The sequence below is a fragment of the Nonomuraea sp. CA-143628 genome (genome assembly GCF_050942315.1).
Classification (GTDB): domain Bacteria; phylum Actinomycetota; class Actinomycetes; order Streptosporangiales; family Streptosporangiaceae; genus Nonomuraea.
Genome location: NZ_CP192072.1, coordinates 11,262,556 through 11,280,134, shown reverse-complemented (window position 1 = coordinate 11,280,134; position 17,579 = coordinate 11,262,556). Strand labels below are relative to the sequence as shown.

Below are 17,579 nucleotides of genomic sequence, written 5' to 3'. Positions count from 1 at the left end.
TCGCGCCGGCTGCCCCTGATGGCGGGCTACAGGGGGAGGCCGCCGGTGGCCGCGGCGGTGGAGCCTGAGTCGCGGTAGGCGGCGATGGTCCGTTCGGCGATGCGCATCTGGTGGATCTCGTCGGCCCCGTCGGCGAACCGGGCCCAGCGGGCGTGCTGGAACATGCTGGCCAGCGGGGTGTCGGTGGAGTAGCCGAGCGCGCCGTGTACCTGGATCGCCCGGTCGATGATGCGGTTGAGGCTGTTGGCCACGAAGTGCTTGGTCATCGACACCTCTGTACGGAAGTCCTCGCCCTTGTCGATTTTGTAGGCGGCGTGCAGCACCATCAGCTTGCACTGATAGAGCTCCATGGCCGAGTCGGCGATGAGCCACTGCACGCCCTGCTTGTCGGCGAGCACCGAGCCGTGGCTGTATCTGTTGAGCGCGCGGTCGACCATCATGTCGAGCGCCGTCTCCGCCTGCGAGATCCAGCGCATGCAGTGGGCCAGCCGCGCCGGGCCCAGACCGTGCCGATCCACAGAGCCTGTCAGCACGGTAACCGCCTGATGGGTCGGATTCATGTGAGCGACGGCGCCGATGGCTTCTCGGGCAAACGCTGAACGATTACGCGATCACACTCAACGCATTCCCGAGATCGGGTGGCAACTCGGCCGGCGAGGAGGTCCGCTCAGCCGTCCGCCGGAGCATGCCCAGGCGCAGGTTCAGGTAGAGACGATGTGCCTGTAGCAGATGTTCAATACCTCAAGACTCAGATAATCGTCGTTGTCCCGGCGTAGCCCGAGGCTCCAGGTGAGACTGGCCACTTGGGGGAAGACATCCAGGGGGTCGGGGCCCAGCGCAACAGTGGCTGCCGACAGCGCGTTGCGCTTGCGGTGCAGGTCATCTACCTGTGTCTGCGTACCAGCTATGCCAATCTGGCGGCCGTACTCCTCGGACAGGGCCCGCAGCCCGTGCACAAGGAGCTCGACCTCTGCTTCTGGTGGCCGGGCGTCGATGGCGGCCAAGGCCGCCTCAGTGAGAGGAGTCCGCACGTCGGCGGTGGACAGGCCGATGGTGATGAACATCCGCAGCATCCTGGGCATCTGCTCTGGTCCGGGGTGGTCGACGATGTCGCGGATCTGCGGTGCCCGGCTGAGGAGTTCCCGCATGTCCGCGTACGGCAGTCCGACGGCGCCTTGACGCGCAGGACGGGACGGGCGTATCTGGATGGGCGTCCACACCGAGTCTGTCCAGGTGTCGTCGGTCTCGATGCCGGTGACCGCCTGGGCGAGGGTGAAGGCCGCGGCCTTCCACGAAGCGCGCCAGTCCCCGTCATCGATCCCCAGAGACCTGCTCCATTGCCGGGCGTCGTCGAGGTCCTCCTGGTCGTCACGCATGTCGGCGGGGTCGAAGGTCACGGTGATCGCCGCACCGGTGGCGTAGGAGAGGCTCGCGTCCGTGCCGGCGCACCAGGTCAGGTTGAGCCCCTCACCGGAGCCGCAGGCGTCGAGCAGGACGTCATCGCGCGCGCCGATGGCACTGTCCGGTTCCAGCACGATGATCCATTCTCCTTGCCTGCGCAGCAGGACCACCGGTTCAGGCTCCCCGGCCAATTGGAGCGCCAGTTGGCTAGCGACACTGGTGACCTGGCCTTGGGCTGCGTCGGTGGGCTCGCCGTTGAAGGCCCGAACGACGTCCTCGAGTTCGGCGCCGCGAACCCACGTAACGCAGATGGCCTCGTCCAGCAATTCCCATACGTCATCCGCAGCCATGACCGAATCGTTGACCACTTCATCATCTCCCGCATATGTCTGAGAAGGCCCGCGAGGCTCAGTGACCCGGCCATGCCCGGAACGTGATCAGCCTCGCGGGCCTCCCATTGCCCTAGCTACAACGTTGGGTTTATCTCATCCACTGCGCACGAGGCCGGTCCCTCCTCGGTTGGCGGAGGAATATCCTCTAGACCAGCGAAGGTCTCGCCGGGAAGCGTGGCCCATACCCAGTACGGGTCCATGTCGAGGAGCCGGTTGTATACGTAGAAGTTCTTCAGGCGCCTGCCTGCCCTGCAGTTGTCATCGTAGTCGTGCAGACTGACGGAGTAATTGATGCCAGCCCTGCTGACGCCCTGGTAGGTACTGGCCATCGGATACTCGTCACAACTGGTCGGCTTACGCCAGTCGCCGCCATTCACCTTACGGCATGCCTTTTGAGCCTCGGCGCGGTTCGTTTCATTTAAGGAATTGTCTGTGGTACGCCACAGGCACCCCGATGCGTACGCGCCTCGGTCGCACGTGGGATCGTTCCGGTTGTAGCGCCCAGGGATGGACTTTGTCTCGCCGGCTGGTGCGGCCGGGTCTGTTGCCTGTGGGGTATCCAGGGCCTTGCGGACGTGCCGCGCCGTCTCGACCACCTTCTTGTCTTTCGCGCCGTCGAGCACGAACACCGCTATAGGGTCCCACATGACGCATCCGCCAGTGTAGTACTTATAGTAGGTCGAACTGCCGCACCGCACTCGATACGGCACTTCGAGCGGATAGTGGAATTGGTCCTTCTCGTCGACGTCGGGCGACTGGACCCACGGCCCTACACCACACCATGCCTTCTTCGAAGGTCCACCCACACCACTCGGTTCTTGGCTAGTGAGTTGGAATCCGGTGTCGCCGCCATCTCGCCACTGGTACAGGGTCTTTTCGATGCCATTCGGGTTGGTCACCGTACAGGTGCTAAGACGTCCGGTGTTGTTCTGCAACCCGATTTTAAGCCTTGGATTACAGTAGTCGGGCGAGGCCGAACAGGTAACGGTGTCAACACGCGCCCAGACCCTAAACTGCCTGCTAGTGAGACCCGGCATCCCTCGAGCAGCCATATTGTACCTGGTCGACCCTACGTAGCTGTGGGCGACCATCGTTAAACGTGCTTTCCACTGTCCCAGCCATTTCGTGTGCGCCCTGTCCTGATAGATGGGGCCATCTATCCAAAAGACTGTGCACAGGTTATAGGTATTTGCGTACACGCCCGCGTTGAGTGGTCCATACCGCTCGGCGATCTTCTTCTGGCAATCTGGTTGCCGCCCACCGTGTCGCCTGGCGAAAGGCGGGCGACTCTCATCTCGCCAAGAGCCCCAAGAGCCCTCAACCCCTGACAGCGCGTCACAGGGGGAGGCCGCCGGTGGCCGCGGCGGTGGAGCCTGAGTCGCGGTAGGCGGCGATGGTCCGTTCGGCGATGCGCATCTGGTGGATCTCGTCGGCCCCGTCGGCGAACCGGGCCCAGCGGGCGTGCTGGAACATGCTGGCCAGCGGGGTGTCAGTGGAGTAGCCGAGCGCGCCGTGTACCTGGATCGCCCGGTCGATGATGCGGTTGAGGCTGTTGGCCACGAAGTGCTTGGTCATCGACACCTCTGTACGGAAGTCCTCGCCCTTGTCGATTTTGTAGGCGGCGTGCAGCACCATCAGCTTGCACTGATAGAGCTCCATGGCCGAGTCGGCGATGAGCCACTGCACCCCCTGCTTGTCGGCGAGCACCGAGCCGTGGCTGTATCTGCTGAGCGCGCGGTCGACCATCATGTCGAGCGCCGTCTCCGCCTGCGAGATCCAGCGCATGCAGTGGGCCAGCCGCGCCGGGCCCAGGCGGTATTGGCCGAGCCGGTGGCCGTTGCCCCGCCCGCCGAGCACCTGGTCGTCGGGCACCCGCAGGTCGGTGATGACGATCTCGCTGTGGCCCGTCGAGCCGTGCATGGTCTCGACCTCGCGGATGTCGTTCCAGCCCGGCGAGGGCAGGTCGACGAGGAAGGCCGTGTTGGCGCCGCGCGCCCCTTCGGGCAGGTCGAGTTCGGTCCTGGCGATGAGGATGGCGAAGCCCGCCCGGCGGGCATTGGAGATGAACCACTTGTGGCCGTTGATCACCCACTCGTCGCCGTCCTTGACCGCGCTCGTGCGGATGAGCGTGGGGTCGGAGCCGGCGACCTCCGGCTCGGTCATCGCGAAGCACGACATCTTGCTCCCCTCAAGCAGGGGGCGCAGGTATTTCTCCTTCTGCGCGTCACTCGCCCAGTGCAGCAGCGTGTGCATGTTGCCCTCGTCGGGCGCCATGCAGTTGAGCACCCACGGCCCGAGCCGGGTCTTGGCCGCCTCCGACTGCACCATGGCCAGCTCGACGTGGCCCAGCCCCATGCCGCCCCACTCCTTCGGCATGTGCGGCAGCCACAGCCCTTCGGCCTTGGCCTTCTCGCGCAGCCGGAAGATCGTCCGGAGATAGGCGTCGCGGTCGCTCTCCGGCACCTCCTCGACGGCCGGGATGACCGTGCCCTGGATGAAGGCCCTGACCCGGTCGCGGATCTTCTCGTGCTCGGGAGCGAGGGTGAAGTCGATGGCCATGGTGCTCCTTCGGGGGATGTCCGGCCACTAGAGGGGCCGGACGCCGGGTGGTGTCCGGTCAGCGGATGGGCCGGACGCCGGGTGGTGTCAGGCCAGCAGGTGGGTCAGACGGCGGGTGAGGCCGGTGTTGCGGCGGTCGCCGAGCCGGGCGACCGCCAGCTCCAGGGCCTTGCGCTCGCCGACCAGCACCACCCACGACCGGGCCCGCGTGACCAGGGTGTAGAGGAGCCGGCGGCGCAGCATGATGCCGCCGGACTCGGCGACGAGCGGCGCGACCACGAACGGGTATTCGCTGCCCTGCGAGCGGTGCACGCTGATCGCGTAGGCGTGGGTCAGGTCGTCGAGCTCGTCGAAGCCGTAGGTCACCGTCTCGCCGTCGTCGATGGCGATCTCCACGAGCCGCTGCTCCTGGACGATGCCGGTGATCGTGCCCGTCTCGCCGTTGAAGACGCCCTTGTCGTAGTTGTTGCGGATCGGCATGACCCGGTCGCCGACCCGGAAGGCCGAGGCGCCCGACCAGTGCTCGGCCCGTCCTTCGACGGCCGGGTTGAGCCGCTCCTGGAGCCGGCGGCCGAGCTCGGCTGTGCCCGCCGCGCCCTTGCGCATCGGGCACAGCACCTGCACCTGGCCCGGCTCGACGCCCTGCTTGCGGGGGATCGCCACCGTCGCCAGGTGGACGACCCGCTCGGCGACGGCCTCGGGGTCGTCGAGCTCCTCGAACCAGAAGCCGCCACCGCCCGGGATCCCGGGCAGCTGCCCGGCCCGGATGCGGTGGGCGTTGTGGATGATGCCGCTGCCGTCGGCCTGGCGGAAGACATGCGTGAGTCGTACGCGCGGGATCTCCTCGACCCGCAGCAGGTCGGCCAGCACGCTGCCGGGCCCGATGCTGGGCAGCTGGTCGCTGTCGCCGACGAGCAGCAGGTGGCTGCCCGACGGGATGGCCGAGGTGAGCCGGGTGGCCAGGTGCAGGTCCAGCATGGACGCCTCGTCGACCACGATCAGGTCGGCCTGCGCGGGCGTCTGGTCGAACAGCGCGTCGGGGTCGGGCTCGTGGGCCAGCATCCGGTGGATGGTCATGGCCGGCAGCCCGGTGAGCTCCGACAGGCGCTTGGCCGCCTTCCCGGTGGGCGCGGCGAGTGTCACCCGGCCGCCCATCGCCCGCGCGGTGGCCGCGATGACCCGCACCGTGTGGCTCTTGCCGCAGCCCGGACCGCCGGTGAGGATCGAGACGGTGCTGGTCAGCGCCATGTTGACGGCCGCCCGCTGGTCATCGTGCAGCGAGGGGTCCTCCTGGAAGGAGCGCAGGGGCAGCGTCGAGCGGGCCTGCCAGAGCCTGCCCAGGTGCTCGGCCAGCTTGAGCTCGCGGCTGTGCAGCTCCTTGCCGTAGACCACGATCTGGTCCGAGGCACCGGCAGGCCCGACACCGACCCCCGTCTCGACGACCACCCGCCGCTCGGCGGTGAGGGCGTCGATCATCGGCCGTACCACGTCCTGATCCTGCTCGACGAGCTCGGCGGTCTGGGTGAGCAGGGCGGTGAGCGACAGGTAGCAGTGGCCGCCCCTGGCAGCGGCCGTCTCCAGCCGGTCGAGCAGCGCCGCCTTGATCCGCTGCGGGCTGTGCTCGGGCACCCCCGACTGGAGGGCGATCTTGTCGGCCGTGCCGAACGCGATGCCCCGCACCCGGCCGATGAGCTGGTAGGGGTCGGAGGTGACGAGCTCGGCCGAGTCGCGGCCGAAGACCTGGAAGATCTTGGCCGCGAGCAGCGGGCTGACCCCGAAGCCCTGGAGGACCACCATCAGCGCGGCGATCTCCTTCTGTTCCCGCCACGCCTCCAGGATCTGGCCCTGCCGCGCCGGGCCGATGTTGACGACCTCCGTGAGCCGCTCGGGCTCGGTGTCGATGACGGTCAGCGTCGCCTCGCCGAAGTGGCCGACGATGGCCTGGGCGAGCCGCGGGCCGATGCCGCGGATCAGGCCGGAGCCCAGGTAGAGCTGGATGGCCCGGGTGGTGGACGGCACGATCCGCTCGCACGCCGTGACCGTGAAGCGCCTGCCGTGGCGGGGGTGCTCGCCCCATTCGCCGGTGAGCGCGAGCGTCTCGCCCGGCTGGACGCCGGCCAGCGCGCGCCCCGCCGCGACGAAGCTGAGCCCGCTGTCGGCGCTCGTACGCGCATCGTCCGGTCTGGCATCTGTCGTTCGGGCATCTGTCATGCGGGCATCTGTCATGCGGGCAACGGTGTATTCGTCCTCACGGACGTACACGAGCTGCTCGACGGAGGCCTCCACGGCTCTGATCCAATCATTCGCGCTTACTGGCCGCGTAGGCACACTAAGTGAGGGGACCGACAGATTACCCGCCGGTCCCGTCGCGACTGATCAGCCTCCGGACTTCCACGTGGCGATGAGCTTGTCGTAGTCCAGCGTCGCCGGCTTGCCGCGCTCGTCGGCCAGCTTCGGCACGGGGGCGCCGGGCTGGTCCAGCCAGTACTGGGCGTCGCGCTCCGGGTTCAGCTTGGGCGCGCAGTTGCCGCCGCGCCGCTCCAGCCGCGACATGATGTCGTCCTGCTGCTTGGCCAGGTTGTCCATCGACTGCTGGGCGGTGGTCTCACCGGTGACGGCGGTGGCGACGTTCTGCCACCAGAGCTGGGCGAGCTTCGGGTAGTCGGGGACGTTGGTCCCGGTCGGCGTCCACTGCTTGCGGGCGGGGGAGTTGTAGAACTCGATCAGGCCGCCGTACTTCGCGGAGTTGTCCTTGAAGTAGTCGCTCTTGATGTCGGAGTCGCGGATGAAGGTCAGGCCGGTGATCGACTTCTTCAGCGAGACCGTCTTCGAGGTGACGAACTGGGCGTACAGCCAGGCCGCCGCCCTGCGCTCCTTGGGCGTGTTCTTGAGCAGGGTCCAGGAGCCGGCGTCCTGGTAGCCCAGCTTGTTGCCTTCCTTCCAGTAGACGCCGTGCGGGCTGGGCGCGATGCGCCACTTCGGCGTCCCGTCGGCGTTGACGACCGGGAGGCCCGGCTTGGTCATGTCGGCGGTGAACGTGGTGTACCAGAAGACCTGCTGGGCGATGTTGCCCTGCGCCGGGACCGGTCCGGCCTCGCTGAAGTTCATACCGGCCGCTTCCTTCGGCGCGTACTTCTTCAGCCAGTCGACGTACTTGGTCAGCGCGTACACCGAGGCGGGCCCGTTGGTGTCGCCGCCACGGGTCATCGAGGAGCCGACCGGGCGGCAGTTCTCCACCCTGATGCCCCACTCGTCCACCGGCAGGCCGTTCGGGATGCCCGGGTCGCCGTTGCCGGCCATGGACAGCCACGCGTCGGTGAAGCGCCAGCCGAGCGAGGGGTCCTTGCGGCCGTAGTCCATGTGGCCGTAGACCTTCTTGCCGTCGATGGTCCCGTTGCCGTTGACCTTGTTGGTGAAGAAGTCGGCGATGTCCTCGTAGGCCGCCCAGTTGACGGGCACGCCCAGGTCGTAGCCGTAGGCTTCCTTGAACTGCTTCTTGATCGCCGGGTTGGTGAACCAGTCGTAGCGGAACCAGTAGAGGTTGGCGAACTGCTGGTCGGGGAGCTGGTACAGCTTCTTGTCCGGTCCGGTGGTGAAGCTGGTGCCGATGAAGTCGTTCAGGTCGAGCGTGGGCGAGGTGACCGCCTTGCCCTCACCCGCCATGTAGTCGGACAGCGGGAAGACGTAGTTGCCGCGGGAGTGGGTGCCGATGAGGTCGGAGTCGTTGACGTAGGCGTCGTAGATGTTCTGGTTGCCCTGGATCTGCGTCTGCAGCTTCTCGATCACGTCACCTTCCTGGATCAGGTCATGCTTGATCTTGATCCCGGTGATCTCGGTGAACGCCTTGGCGAGCTTCTGCGACTCGTACTCGTGGGTGGTGATCGTCTCGGAGACGACGTTGATCTCCATGCCGCGGTACGGCGCGGCGGCCTTGGTGAACCAGTCCATCTCCGCGAGCTGCTGATCCTTGGACAGGGTGCTCGGCGTGAACTCGCTCGACACCCACTTCTGCGCCGCCGCCTTCCCCTGGGCCTCGGTGAAGTCGCTCTTGGGTTTCTGCTCGCCCGCCGAGCACCCGGCCCCCAGTAGGACGAGCACAACCAGGCCGGCGGCCGTGGTTCTGCCTCTTGGACGTCTCATCGCCTCATGCCTCCTTCGGTCAGCCCCAAATCCCGATCACGATGGTCACCAGGAGCGCGCACGCCAGAGCCAGCCACATGGACAGGTCGGTGACGGCGATCCAGCCGGCGAGTACGACGGCCGCGCTGATCAGGCCGATGTACAAGCGGTCGCCACGGTCGGTCTCGATGCGCAGGAAGCCGCGCCGGGCCACCGGAGGCGAGAAGTGGCCCCAGATCGCCATGCCGCACAGCAGCAGCGCCAGGCCGATGAAGACCAGGGCCGTGGGGAGGGTCCACACCATCCACTGCATCGTCAGACCCTTCCAAGAGCGAAGCCCTTAGCCACGTAGTTGCGCACGAACCAGATGACGATGGCTCCGGGGATGATGGTCAGCACGCCCGCCGTGGCCAGGAGGCCCCAGTCCACTCCGGCCGCGCTCACCGTCCGCGTCATCGTGGCGGCGATCGGCTTGGCGTTGACCGAGGTGATGGTCCTGGCGATGAGCAGTTCGACCCAGCTGAACATGAAGCAGAAGAAGGCGGTGACGCCCACCGCAGAGCGGATCATCGGCAGGAAGATACGCAGGAAGAAGCGCGGCAGGGAATAGCCGTCGATCGCCGCCGTCTCGTCTATCTCGCGCGGTATCCCGGACATGAATCCTTCGAGGATCCAGACGGCGAGCGGGACGTTGAACAGCATGTGCGCGATGGCCACGCCCAGGTGCGTATCGAACAACCCCACGCTCTGATAAATCTGGAAAAAGGGCAGCAGGAACACGGCCGGCGGCGCCATGCGATTCGTCAGCAACCAGAAGAACAGATGCTTGTCCCCGGCGAACCTGAACCGGGAGAAGGCATAGGCGGCCGGCAGCGCCACGATGAGCGACATCACCGCGTTCAGCGACGTGTAGATGATGGAGTTCAGATAGCTCGAATACCAGACCGGGTCGGTGAAGAAGGTCCGGTAGTTGTCGAGCGTGGTCCGCTGCGGAATGAGCGAGAAACTGCCGAGAATGTCCTCGTTCGGGCGGATGGACATGCCGAACATCCACAGCAGCGGCAGCATCAGGGTGGCGGCGTACAACCAGAACACCGCCCGCGCCCATGGCAGCTGCCGTCTGGCCCGCCGCGCCACGGCGACCTGCTCCTCGGCCATCGCGGTCACCTCCCTGACCTGGTCAGCACGGTGAAGAAGACGTACGAGACGATCTGTACGACGAGGAAGTACAGCAGCGAGAAGGCGCCCGCCGGCCCGAGGTCGAACTGCCCGACGGCGACCTTCGACAGCAGGATGCTCAGGAACGAGGTGGCGTTGCCCGGCCCGCCTCCCGTGACCACGAACGGCTCGGTGTAGATCATGAAGCTGTCCATGAACCGGAGCAGGATCGCGATCGTCAGCACCCCGCGCAGGCGCGGCAGCTGGATGTGGCGGAAGGTCGCCCAGGCCGAGGCGCCGTCGATCTGCGCGGCCTGGAAGTAGGGGTCGGGGATCGACCTCAGGCCCGCGTAGGCCAGCAGCGCCACCAGCGGGGTCCAGTGCCAGACGTCCATGATCAGCACCGTGATCCAGGCGTCGGTGGAGTCCAGCGTGTAGTTGAAGTCGATGCCCAGAACGTTGTTGATCGTCCAGCCGCCCAGCCCGATGTCGGCGCGGGCGAAGATCTGCCAGATGGTGCCCACCACGTTCCACGGGATGAGCAGCGGCAGCGCGACGATGACCAGGGCCACCGACACCCAGACCCCGCGGCGCGGCATCGCCACCGCGAGCGCCACCCCGAGCGGGATCTCCAGCAGCAGCACCTGGGCGGAGAACAGCAGGGTCCGGACGAACGCGGCGCGGATCTCGGGGTCGCGGGCGACGGACCTGAACCACTCCAGCCCCACGAAGATCCGGTCGTCGGGGCTGAAGATGTCCTGGACGGAGAAGTTGACGACCGTCATCAGCGGGATCACGGCGGTGAAGGCCACCGACACGACGACCGGCAGCACGAGCAGCCAGGCGCGGTTGTTCTTCGGCTTGAGGCTCACCCGGGTGTCGGGCGTGCCGTCTTGTGGGGCGGCGCCGGTGACGATCTCGCCGCCCACCTGGCCGCCCGCGACGGTGACGCTCTGCTCGGTCACGATGCGCCCTCTCGGTCACGCCCGTTGAGTGGTGCGATGGACCCGCACCTGACCGAGTCCCTGAACAGGAACGCGCGGTCCGGTGCGAAGTGCAGGAACTCCACGGTGTCCGGCGCGAACCGGGCGTCCGCCTCCGTCTTGGCGATCACCGGGTGGCCACCGGCCTCGACATGCACGAGGTTGTAGGCGCCCATCCGGTCCACCCCCGTCACCCGTACGGGCAGCCCGGGTGAGGCTCCTTTACCGCCGAGCCGGGCGAACTCCGGCCGCACCCCGATGTGCACCGGCCCCGGCTCCAGCTCGCCCTCCTGGTCGCCGACCGCCTGCCCGACGTCCGTCTCCGCCACCCTGACCACCCCGCCGGCGATCTCGGCGGGCACGACGTTCATGCCGGGCGAGCCGATGAAGTGGCCGACGAACTCGTGCGCGGGCGACAGGAACAGCTCCGTCGGCTCGCCCGCCTGCACGATCGCGCCCTCGTTGAGCACGACCACCTCGTCGGCGAAGGTCAGCGCCTCGGTCTGGTCGTGGGTGACGTAGATGAGCGTGTGGCCGGTGTCGCGGTGGATCTCCTTGAGCTTGCTGCGCAGCGTCCACTTGAGCGCGGGGTCCACGACGGTGAGTGGCTCGTCGAGGAGTACGGCGGCCACCTCGGAGCGGACCAGCCCGCGCCCCAGGCTGACGATCTGCTGCCGGCCCGGATCCAGCCGTCGCGACCGGCGCTTGAGGTGGTCGTCCAGGCCGAGGAGCTGGGAGACCCGGCGTACCCGCTGGTCGATCTCCGCCTTGGGATACTTGCGGTTACGCAGCGGGAAGGCCAGGTTGTCGTAGACCGACATCTCCTCGTACAGCACCGGGAACTGAAAGACCTGCGCGATGTTGCGGCCCGCCGTCGGCACGGCGGTCACCTCGCGGTCGTCGAAGAAGATCCGTCCCACGGTGGGGGAGAGCAGCCCCGAGATGATGTTCAGCAGCGTCGTCTTGCCGCACCCGCTCGGGCCGAGCAGCGCGTACGCCCGTGAGCTCCGCCAGGTCCACGTCATCGGCTTCAGCGCCCAGGTCCGGCCGCCGTCGTAGCTGTGTCCCACGCCTTCGAGCCGGATGTCAGCCATGCAGGTCGACCTCCGCGGCGGAGGTGGCGAGCAGGCGCCCGCCGGCCTCGTCGTAGACGAAGATGTGCGCCGGGTCCACGTAGGCCATGGCCCGCTCGCCGGGGGTGAAGAGCTGGGGGCCCGGCAGCTGGGCGACCAGGTGCCGCCCGTCGATCAGCCGCAGGTGCAGGAAGGTCGAGCTGCCCGTCACCTCCGCGAGCCTGATCTCCGCCGGGAACTCCAGCACGCCGGCTCCACTTCGTTGGATCGTCACCTGGTGGGGGCGTACCGCGAGCACGACGTTCCGTCCCGAGGCGTGCGCGCCGGGGGAGGGGAACGAGCTGCCCAGGCACTCGATCCGGCCCTCGCGCACGACGCCGGGCAGCAGGTTGAGCGGTGGATCGCTGAGCGTCGCGGCGACGGACAGCGTCGGCGGCTGGGCGTACATGTCCGCGACGTCGCCCACGTCCAGCACCCGGCCCTCGCCCAGGACCACCGTCGGCGAGGCGAAGGTCAGGGCCTCGGCCGGGTCGGCCGTCGAATAGAGGACCACGCTCGGCGCGTCGAGGAACATGTTCTTCAGATCGCCCCGCAACTGCTCGCGGAGCTTGAAGTCGAGGTTGGCCAGCGGCTCGTCGAGCAGCAGCACGTCGACCGGCCGGGCCAGCGCGCGGGCGATCGCGGTGCGCTGCTGCTGGCCGCCGGACAGCTCGGCGGGCCGACGGTCGAGCAGGTCGCCGATGCCCATGATTTCGGCGACCTCGCGCACCCGCCGATCCATGTCTTTCTTGGGAAAGGAACGCGCCATACGCAGCGGTGAGGCGATGTTCTCATAGACCGAGAGCGAGGGATAATTGATGAATTGCTGATAGACGAAGGCGACCGAGCGTTTACGCACGGAAATAGCCGTTACGTCTTTTCCGTTCACCACGACCCGCCCCGCGTCAGGTGGAAGCAGCCCCCCGACGACCCGCATCAGCGTCGTCTTCCCCGCCGCCATCGGCCCGACCAACGTGGTCATTCCATGGGATAATTCCAGGTGGATGTCGTGCAGCCAGGTTTCCCCGCGCTGCCGTACGCGGACGCCGTCAAGAACCAGCGCCATGTGCACGAGCCTCCTTGCCGGAGTGCGATCGACTGCCGCGCCGCCCCGAAGCGTGGTCGGTCAAGACCTCTCCATCTAACATCCTTTGCCAGGACGTGCAAAGGGGGAAGTTTCCATTGGCCCACTTATTAGCGAATGGGCATATATTTATCGATGGTTATTTGGCTGCGGTGAACAAGTACGGCCCGTGCGATCGGGCACGGGCCATACCAGATGTCAGACCTTGCTGATGCGGACGGCGTCCGCGATCACGAGGCCGGTGCCGGAGGTCCACCGGCTGACTCCCACGACGTTGGCGGTGCCCGCGTTGAGGGAGAAGGTGCCGAGGCTCTTCCAGCTGCCGCCGCCGGAGCGTTGGTCCACGTACACCGTCTGATTGCCGCCGGAAGCGGCGACGATGTACGGAGCGGAGCTGTTGTAGCCGGGATCGTCCGGATACCAGACCTCCACGCGGTAGTTGCCCGCGCTGGGGATGGTCGCCTGATACCAGGCCGGGTCGCTCGCGGCCACGGGGTCGGCGAACCGGTAGTCGGCGCCGTAGCGCTGGGTGGAGTAGGTGGAGGTGCCCCAGTTCGCGCTGGCGGTGAACTGGCCGGAGGTGGTGTTGTCGACCGTGGTGGTCCACGTCGGGGTGCCGCCGCCACCGGTCACGTAGTTCATGTACGTGGTCCAGTTCCAGTACGACCCCGGGTCGGTGTGGTCGGCGCCGGGCACCTCGTTGTGGCCGATGATGTGGCTGCGGTCCTTCGGGATGCCGTACTTGTCGCAGATGTACTTGGTCAGCGCGGCCGAGGACCGGTACATCGCGTCGGTGAACCACGAGGACTCACTGACGTAGCCCTCGTGCTCGATGCCGATGGACCTGGTGTTGTACGTCCAGTTGCCGGCGTGCCAGGCGATGTCCTTGTCCCGGACCATCTGGGTGATCGCGCCGTTGGACGACTTGACCACGTAGTGGGCCGAGACCTGGGCGCTGGGGTTCTGGAACCAGGAGATCGTCCCGGCGTAGGAGCCCTGCGTCACGTGGATGACCACCCGGTCGATGGCGTAGCTCGACTCGCGGCTGGAGGCGGTGTAGTTGCTGGAGCTGGCGGCGGCCCAGGTGGCGTCCGGGTAGTCGGGGCTGGCCGCCTCGGCGGCGCCGAACGAGCGCGTCTCGGCGTACTGGCCGCGATCGGCCGTCACCTCCTGCGGCGCCACGCGTACGTCCTTGGCCTGGATTCCGAGGCCGAGCAGCTCGTAGACGGCGTCGGCGTAGAGGCGGGCGAGCTGGGGCGAGGCGGTGTTGCCGTACTTCGCCACGGCCTCGTACCAGCGGCCGGGGTCCTTCCTGGCGGCCTCGTCGAGGCCGAGTTCGTCGGCGTTGGCGCGCAGCAGCGCGGCGCCGCCGAGGATGTTGGCCGCGGTGTCGGCGCGCAGCTTCTTGACCGGCAGCCCCGTGAGCCCGGACGCCTTCTCCAGCGCCTTCGTGGTGGGGTTGCTGACCAGGTGCATCACGCCGTATCCGCCGCTGGCGCTGGGCTCGCCGTTGTGGCCGTCGAGGTGGGTCTCGGCGTAGGCGAGCGCCACGAGCAGGTCGCGCGGGACGTCCTGGGCCGCGGCGGCGCGGGCGAAGGCGTCAGAAAGCGGCGTGTCCTTGGCCGCGACGGCGGGCTGGCCGGCGAAGACCAGGAGAGCGGCGAGGACCGTGGAGACGAGAGCCGTTAATCGCTTGGGGGAGAGTGACATGGGAGCTCCCTCGTTAAGGGTCGACGGCTGCACAGTAAGCCGGTTCCTGACAGATGTCGATAATTGACATTACTGACGAGTTAGAAGAAACTTTCCGCCCGCACCCGGACATCTGGGGCGGGAAAGTTGGGCCCCCCGGATTGACTGAAGACTATTGCGCTCGGTTCGAGGGGAGATGAAACTTCTTTTCGTGACCACGCACCCCCTGCGCACCATCCTGGCCACGATCACCCTTGTGCTCACAGCTCTCGTGGCGCCTGCCACAAGCCCCGCCGTCTCGGCGGCGGCGTGCGTGACCGATCCGGCGACGCCCAAGCGGCAGTTACGCGGCATGTGGGTCTCCTCGGTCGCCAACATCGACTGGCCGAGCAGCGCGGGGCTGAGCGTGGCGGCCCAGCAGGCGGAGTTCAGGGCGTGGCTGGACCTGGCCGTGTCCAAGCGCATGAACGCCGTGTTCGTGCAGGTCAGGCCAACAGCTGACGCGTTCTGGCCCTCGTCGTACGAGCCGTGGTCACAGTGGCTCACCGGCACCCAGGGCAAGGATCCGGGCTACGACCCGATGGCCTTCATGGTCGCCGAGGCGCACGCCCGCAACCTGGAGTTCCACGCCTGGTTCAACCCGTACCGGATCTCCAACGACGACGACCCGAGCAAGCTGGTCGCCACCCATCCGGCACGTCAGCATCCGAGCTGGCGGTTCGCCTACGGCGGCAAGCTCCTCTACAACCCCGGCATCCCGGAGGTCCGCGACTTCATCGAGGACGCCATCATGGACGCCGTCACCCGCTACGACCTCGACGGCGTGCACCTCGACGACTACTTCTACCCCTATCCGGTCAGTGGCCAGAGCATCCCGGACAGCGCGACGTACGCCCAGTACGGCGGCGGGTTCAGCAGCATCGCCGACTGGCGGCGCGACAACGTCAACCTGCTGGTGCGTGAGCTGGACCAGCGCATCCACGCCGCCAAGTCCTGGGTCGCCTTCGGCATCAGCCCGTTCGGCATCTGGCGCAACGCGAGCACCGACCCGCTCGGGTCGAGCACCTCGGGCCTGCAGTCCTACGACGCGATCTACGCCGACAGCAGGCTCTGGGTCAAGCAGGGCTGGGTGGACTATCTCGCGCCGCAGATCTACTGGCACATCGGAAACAGCGCCGCCGACTACGCGAAGCTGACCGCCTGGTGGTCGAGCGTCGTGAAGGGCACCGGCGTCCAGTTGATCGTCGGCCAGGCCGCCTACCGCGCGGGGGCCAGCGGCCAGGACGCGGCCTGGCAGGATCCGGCCGAGCTCAGCGACCACCTCTACGACAACAGGAAGCACCCCGAGGTGGCCGGCGACATCTACTTCAGCGCCAAGGACGTCAAGGCGAACCGGATCGGCGCCATCGCCGCGCTGGTCAACGCCCACTACGCCAAGCCCGCCCTGCTGCCCGCCCGTGGCACCGCCGCCGCACCGGCGGCGCCCACCAGCGCGGCGGCGACCAGGGGCTCGGGCGGCGTGGCGCTCTCATGGCAGGGCGGCGGTGCCACGGCTTACGCGATCTACCGGGTCGACGGCTCCCAGCCGACCGCCGATCCGTGCGCGTACGCCGACGCCCGCAACCTGCTCGGCACGACCAGGAAGACCACCTTCACCGACGCCACGGCGACGGCCACCGGCGGCTACACCTACTACGTGACCGCGCTGAACCGGACGCACCAGGAGAGCGCGCCGAGCGCGGGCGCGGTGGTGACGGGCACGGCGGCGTTCAGCGTCGTGGTCGACAACGCGGACGCCGGGTTCGCCGCGAGCTCCTCCTGGGGCACCTCGTCGTTCTCGACGCAGCTCTACGGCGCCGACTACCGCTTCGCCGACCCCGTCGCGGCCAGCGACCCGGCGTGGTTCAAGGCGACCATCCCGAGCGCCGGGAGCTACCGGGTGGAGGTCTGGTACGCCGCCAACGCCGGCTACAACAGCGCCACGCCGTATCTCGTGGCGGCGTCGGGCGGGAACCAGACCGTGGTCGTGGACCAGCGTTCGGGTGGCGGGCAGTGGCGGACCCTCGGCACCTACACCCTCGACGCGGGCACCTACAACGTGGTCGGGGTGAGCCGCTGGACCTCCACGACCGGGTACGTCATCGCGGACGCCGTGCGTATCACCAGGATCACTTCCTGAGCGCCCGGCCGTCCTCGTCCAGGTAGTCGCGCCACGAGCGCTTGGGCGCCCAGCCGAGCAGGCGCACCGCCTTGGCGCAGGAGATGCCGGAGGCGTCCGGACGGCTGAGGGGCCGCAGCGCGATGGCGTCGCCGTAATGCTCCCGCAGGGCCGTCGCGAAGTCGTGGCCACCGACGTTGTCGGGCGAGGCGATGTAGAACACCTCGTGTCCCGGCAGGTCGGACTCGGTGGCCAGCACGATGGCGTCGGCCAGGTCGTAGACGTCGATGTAGCTCCACAGCCCGGCCCCGGGCTGTCCGTCGCGGAGCTGCGGGCCCAGATTGCGCTCGTAGTTGCCCTCGTGCTGCACCCAGCTCGGCCGGAGGGAGACGCATCGGATGTCTGACCGGCGCACGGCCGCGTCCATGAGCTGCTCGCCGAAGTGCTTGGCGGTGGCGTAGGGGTCCTGCGGCCGGATCGGGTGCTCTTCGTCCACGGGCGCGTAGTCGGGCAGGAACGGCCGCTCGGCGAAGAAGAAGCCGGGCACGGTCTCGCTGGAGATGTTCACGAAGCGGGTCACGCCGAACCTGATCGCCGCCTCCAGCATGTTGAAGGTGGACATCAGGTTGTTCTGGAAGACCACGTGCGGCGGGTTGGTGCTGGGCTCGGGGATGGCGGCGGCGTGCACGACCGCGTCGGCTCCGCGCACCACCGCGTACGCCGCTCCGGCGTCGGTCAGGTCGGCCTGCTGGTAGCGGGGGGCGCCGGGCTCCGCTCGCTCCCAGACCGGGCGGGTGAGGTCGACGGCCGTCACCTCGTGACCGGCGTCGAGCAGGGCCTGGGTGGCCGCACGTCCGACCTTTCCGTGGGCACCGGTGACGACGACGTGCATGGGAGCTCCTTAGGCGCCAGGGGTCGGAGGTT

The 17,579-nt window shown here is 67.8% G+C and carries 14 protein-coding genes; 1 reads left to right on the top strand and 13 read right to left on the bottom strand.

Features of this window, described 5'->3' with window-relative positions; all coding sequences use genetic code 11:
- Positions 1-26: 26 nt before the first annotated feature.
- The 12 genes from ACQP2T_RS50945 to ACQP2T_RS50890 form a co-directional block, all read right to left on the bottom strand.
- The gene (locus ACQP2T_RS50945) at positions 27-533 is read right to left on the bottom strand and encodes an acyl-CoA dehydrogenase family protein (RefSeq protein WP_433512016.1); all 507 of its coding nucleotides are present in this window, start codon (positions 531-533) and stop codon (positions 27-29) included.
- Between the two features lie 168 nt (positions 534-701).
- Positions 702-1,751: a DUF6461 domain-containing protein gene (locus ACQP2T_RS50940; RefSeq protein WP_433512015.1), complete on the bottom strand. Its 1,050-nt coding sequence runs from the start codon at positions 1,749-1,751 to the stop codon at positions 702-704.
- Between the two features lie 116 nt (positions 1,752-1,867).
- Complete coding sequence (locus ACQP2T_RS50935; protein ID WP_433512014.1) at positions 1,868-2,692, bottom strand: NucA/NucB deoxyribonuclease domain-containing protein; 825 nt, start codon at positions 2,690-2,692, stop codon at positions 1,868-1,870.
- Between the two features lie 436 nt (positions 2,693-3,128).
- Complete coding sequence (locus tag ACQP2T_RS50930) at positions 3,129-4,352, bottom strand: acyl-CoA dehydrogenase family protein (protein WP_433512013.1); 1,224 nt, start codon at positions 4,350-4,352, stop codon at positions 3,129-3,131.
- 87 nt (positions 4,353-4,439) lie between these two features.
- Complete coding sequence (gene recD2 / locus ACQP2T_RS50925) at positions 4,440-6,638, bottom strand: SF1B family DNA helicase RecD2 (protein ID WP_433512012.1); 2,199 nt, start codon at positions 6,636-6,638, stop codon at positions 4,440-4,442.
- Between the two features lie 90 nt (positions 6,639-6,728).
- A complete protein-coding gene (locus ACQP2T_RS50920; RefSeq protein WP_433512011.1) occupies positions 6,729-8,492 on the bottom strand; it encodes an ABC transporter substrate-binding protein in 1,764 nt (587 codons plus the stop codon).
- Positions 8,493-8,511: 19 nt separating this feature from the next.
- Positions 8,512-8,775 (bottom strand): DUF2160 family membrane protein, encoded by a 264-nt coding sequence (locus tag ACQP2T_RS50915; RefSeq protein ID WP_358316370.1) that lies wholly within the window; start codon positions 8,773-8,775, stop codon positions 8,512-8,514.
- An 11-nt stretch (positions 8,776-8,786) separates the two neighbouring features.
- Positions 8,787-9,629 (bottom strand): carbohydrate ABC transporter permease, encoded by an 843-nt coding sequence (locus ACQP2T_RS50910; RefSeq protein WP_433512010.1) that lies wholly within the window; start codon positions 9,627-9,629, stop codon positions 8,787-8,789.
- 5 nt (positions 9,630-9,634) lie between these two features.
- Complete coding sequence (locus tag ACQP2T_RS50905) at positions 9,635-10,594, bottom strand: carbohydrate ABC transporter permease (RefSeq protein ID WP_433512009.1); 960 nt, start codon at positions 10,592-10,594, stop codon at positions 9,635-9,637.
- Positions 10,591-11,706 (bottom strand): ABC transporter ATP-binding protein, encoded by a 1,116-nt coding sequence (locus tag ACQP2T_RS50900; protein WP_433512008.1) that lies wholly within the window; start codon positions 11,704-11,706, stop codon positions 10,591-10,593. Before ACQP2T_RS50900 ends, ACQP2T_RS50905 begins: the two co-directional genes overlap by 4 nt.
- The gene (locus tag ACQP2T_RS50895; RefSeq protein ID WP_433512007.1) at positions 11,699-12,790 is read right to left on the bottom strand and encodes an ABC transporter ATP-binding protein; all 1,092 of its coding nucleotides are present in this window, start codon (positions 12,788-12,790) and stop codon (positions 11,699-11,701) included. Before ACQP2T_RS50895 ends, ACQP2T_RS50900 begins: the two co-directional genes overlap by 8 nt.
- A 216-nt stretch (positions 12,791-13,006) precedes the next feature.
- Positions 13,007-14,518 carry an N-acetylmuramoyl-L-alanine amidase gene (locus ACQP2T_RS50890; RefSeq protein WP_433512006.1) on the bottom strand — a complete coding sequence of 504 codons (1,512 nt, stop codon included), beginning with the start codon at positions 14,516-14,518 and terminating at the stop codon, positions 13,007-13,009.
- A 190-nt stretch (positions 14,519-14,708) separates the two neighbouring features.
- Between ACQP2T_RS50890 and ACQP2T_RS50885 the strand changes: the two genes are divergently transcribed.
- Positions 14,709-16,676 carry a family 10 glycosylhydrolase gene (locus ACQP2T_RS50885; protein WP_433512005.1) on the top strand — a complete coding sequence of 656 codons (1,968 nt, stop codon included), beginning with the start codon at positions 14,709-14,711 and terminating at the stop codon, positions 16,674-16,676.
- On the opposite strand, the gene ACQP2T_RS50880 is transcribed toward ACQP2T_RS50885, so the two are convergent.
- Positions 16,666-17,547 carry an NAD-dependent epimerase/dehydratase family protein gene (locus ACQP2T_RS50880; RefSeq protein WP_433512004.1) on the bottom strand — a complete coding sequence of 294 codons (882 nt, stop codon included), beginning with the start codon at positions 17,545-17,547 and terminating at the stop codon, positions 16,666-16,668. The two genes, ACQP2T_RS50885 and ACQP2T_RS50880, sit on opposite strands and share 11 nt — an antisense overlap.
- Between the last annotated feature and the right edge of the window lie 32 nt (positions 17,548-17,579).

Bases quoted from the DNA above. Each gene is read 5' to 3' on its own strand.
- ACQP2T_RS50880 (WP_433512004.1), bottom strand. From the start codon at position 17,547: ATGCACGTCGTCGTCACCGGTGCCCACGGAAAGGTCGGACGTGCGGCC.
- ACQP2T_RS50930 (WP_433512013.1), bottom strand. From the start codon at position 4,352: ATGGCCATCGACTTCACCCTCGCTCCCGAGCACGAGAAGATCCGCGAC.
- ACQP2T_RS50890 (WP_433512006.1), bottom strand. From the start codon at position 14,518: ATGTCACTCTCCCCCAAGCGATTAACGGCTCTCGTCTCCACGGTCCTC.
- ACQP2T_RS50910 (WP_433512010.1), bottom strand. From the start codon at position 9,629: ATGGCCGAGGAGCAGGTCGCCGTGGCGCGGCGGGCCAGACGGCAGCTG.
- ACQP2T_RS50940 (WP_433512015.1), bottom strand. From the start codon at position 1,751: ATGGCTGCGGATGACGTATGGGAATTGCTGGACGAGGCCATCTGCGTT.
- ACQP2T_RS50895 (WP_433512007.1), bottom strand. From the start codon at position 12,790: ATGGCGCTGGTTCTTGACGGCGTCCGCGTACGGCAGCGCGGGGAAACC.
- ACQP2T_RS50915 (WP_358316370.1), bottom strand. From the start codon at position 8,775: ATGGTGTGGACCCTCCCCACGGCCCTGGTCTTCATCGGCCTGGCGCTG.
- ACQP2T_RS50920 (WP_433512011.1), bottom strand. From the start codon at position 8,492: ATGAGACGTCCAAGAGGCAGAACCACGGCCGCCGGCCTGGTTGTGCTC.
- ACQP2T_RS50900 (WP_433512008.1), bottom strand. From the start codon at position 11,706: ATGGCTGACATCCGGCTCGAAGGCGTGGGACACAGCTACGACGGCGGC.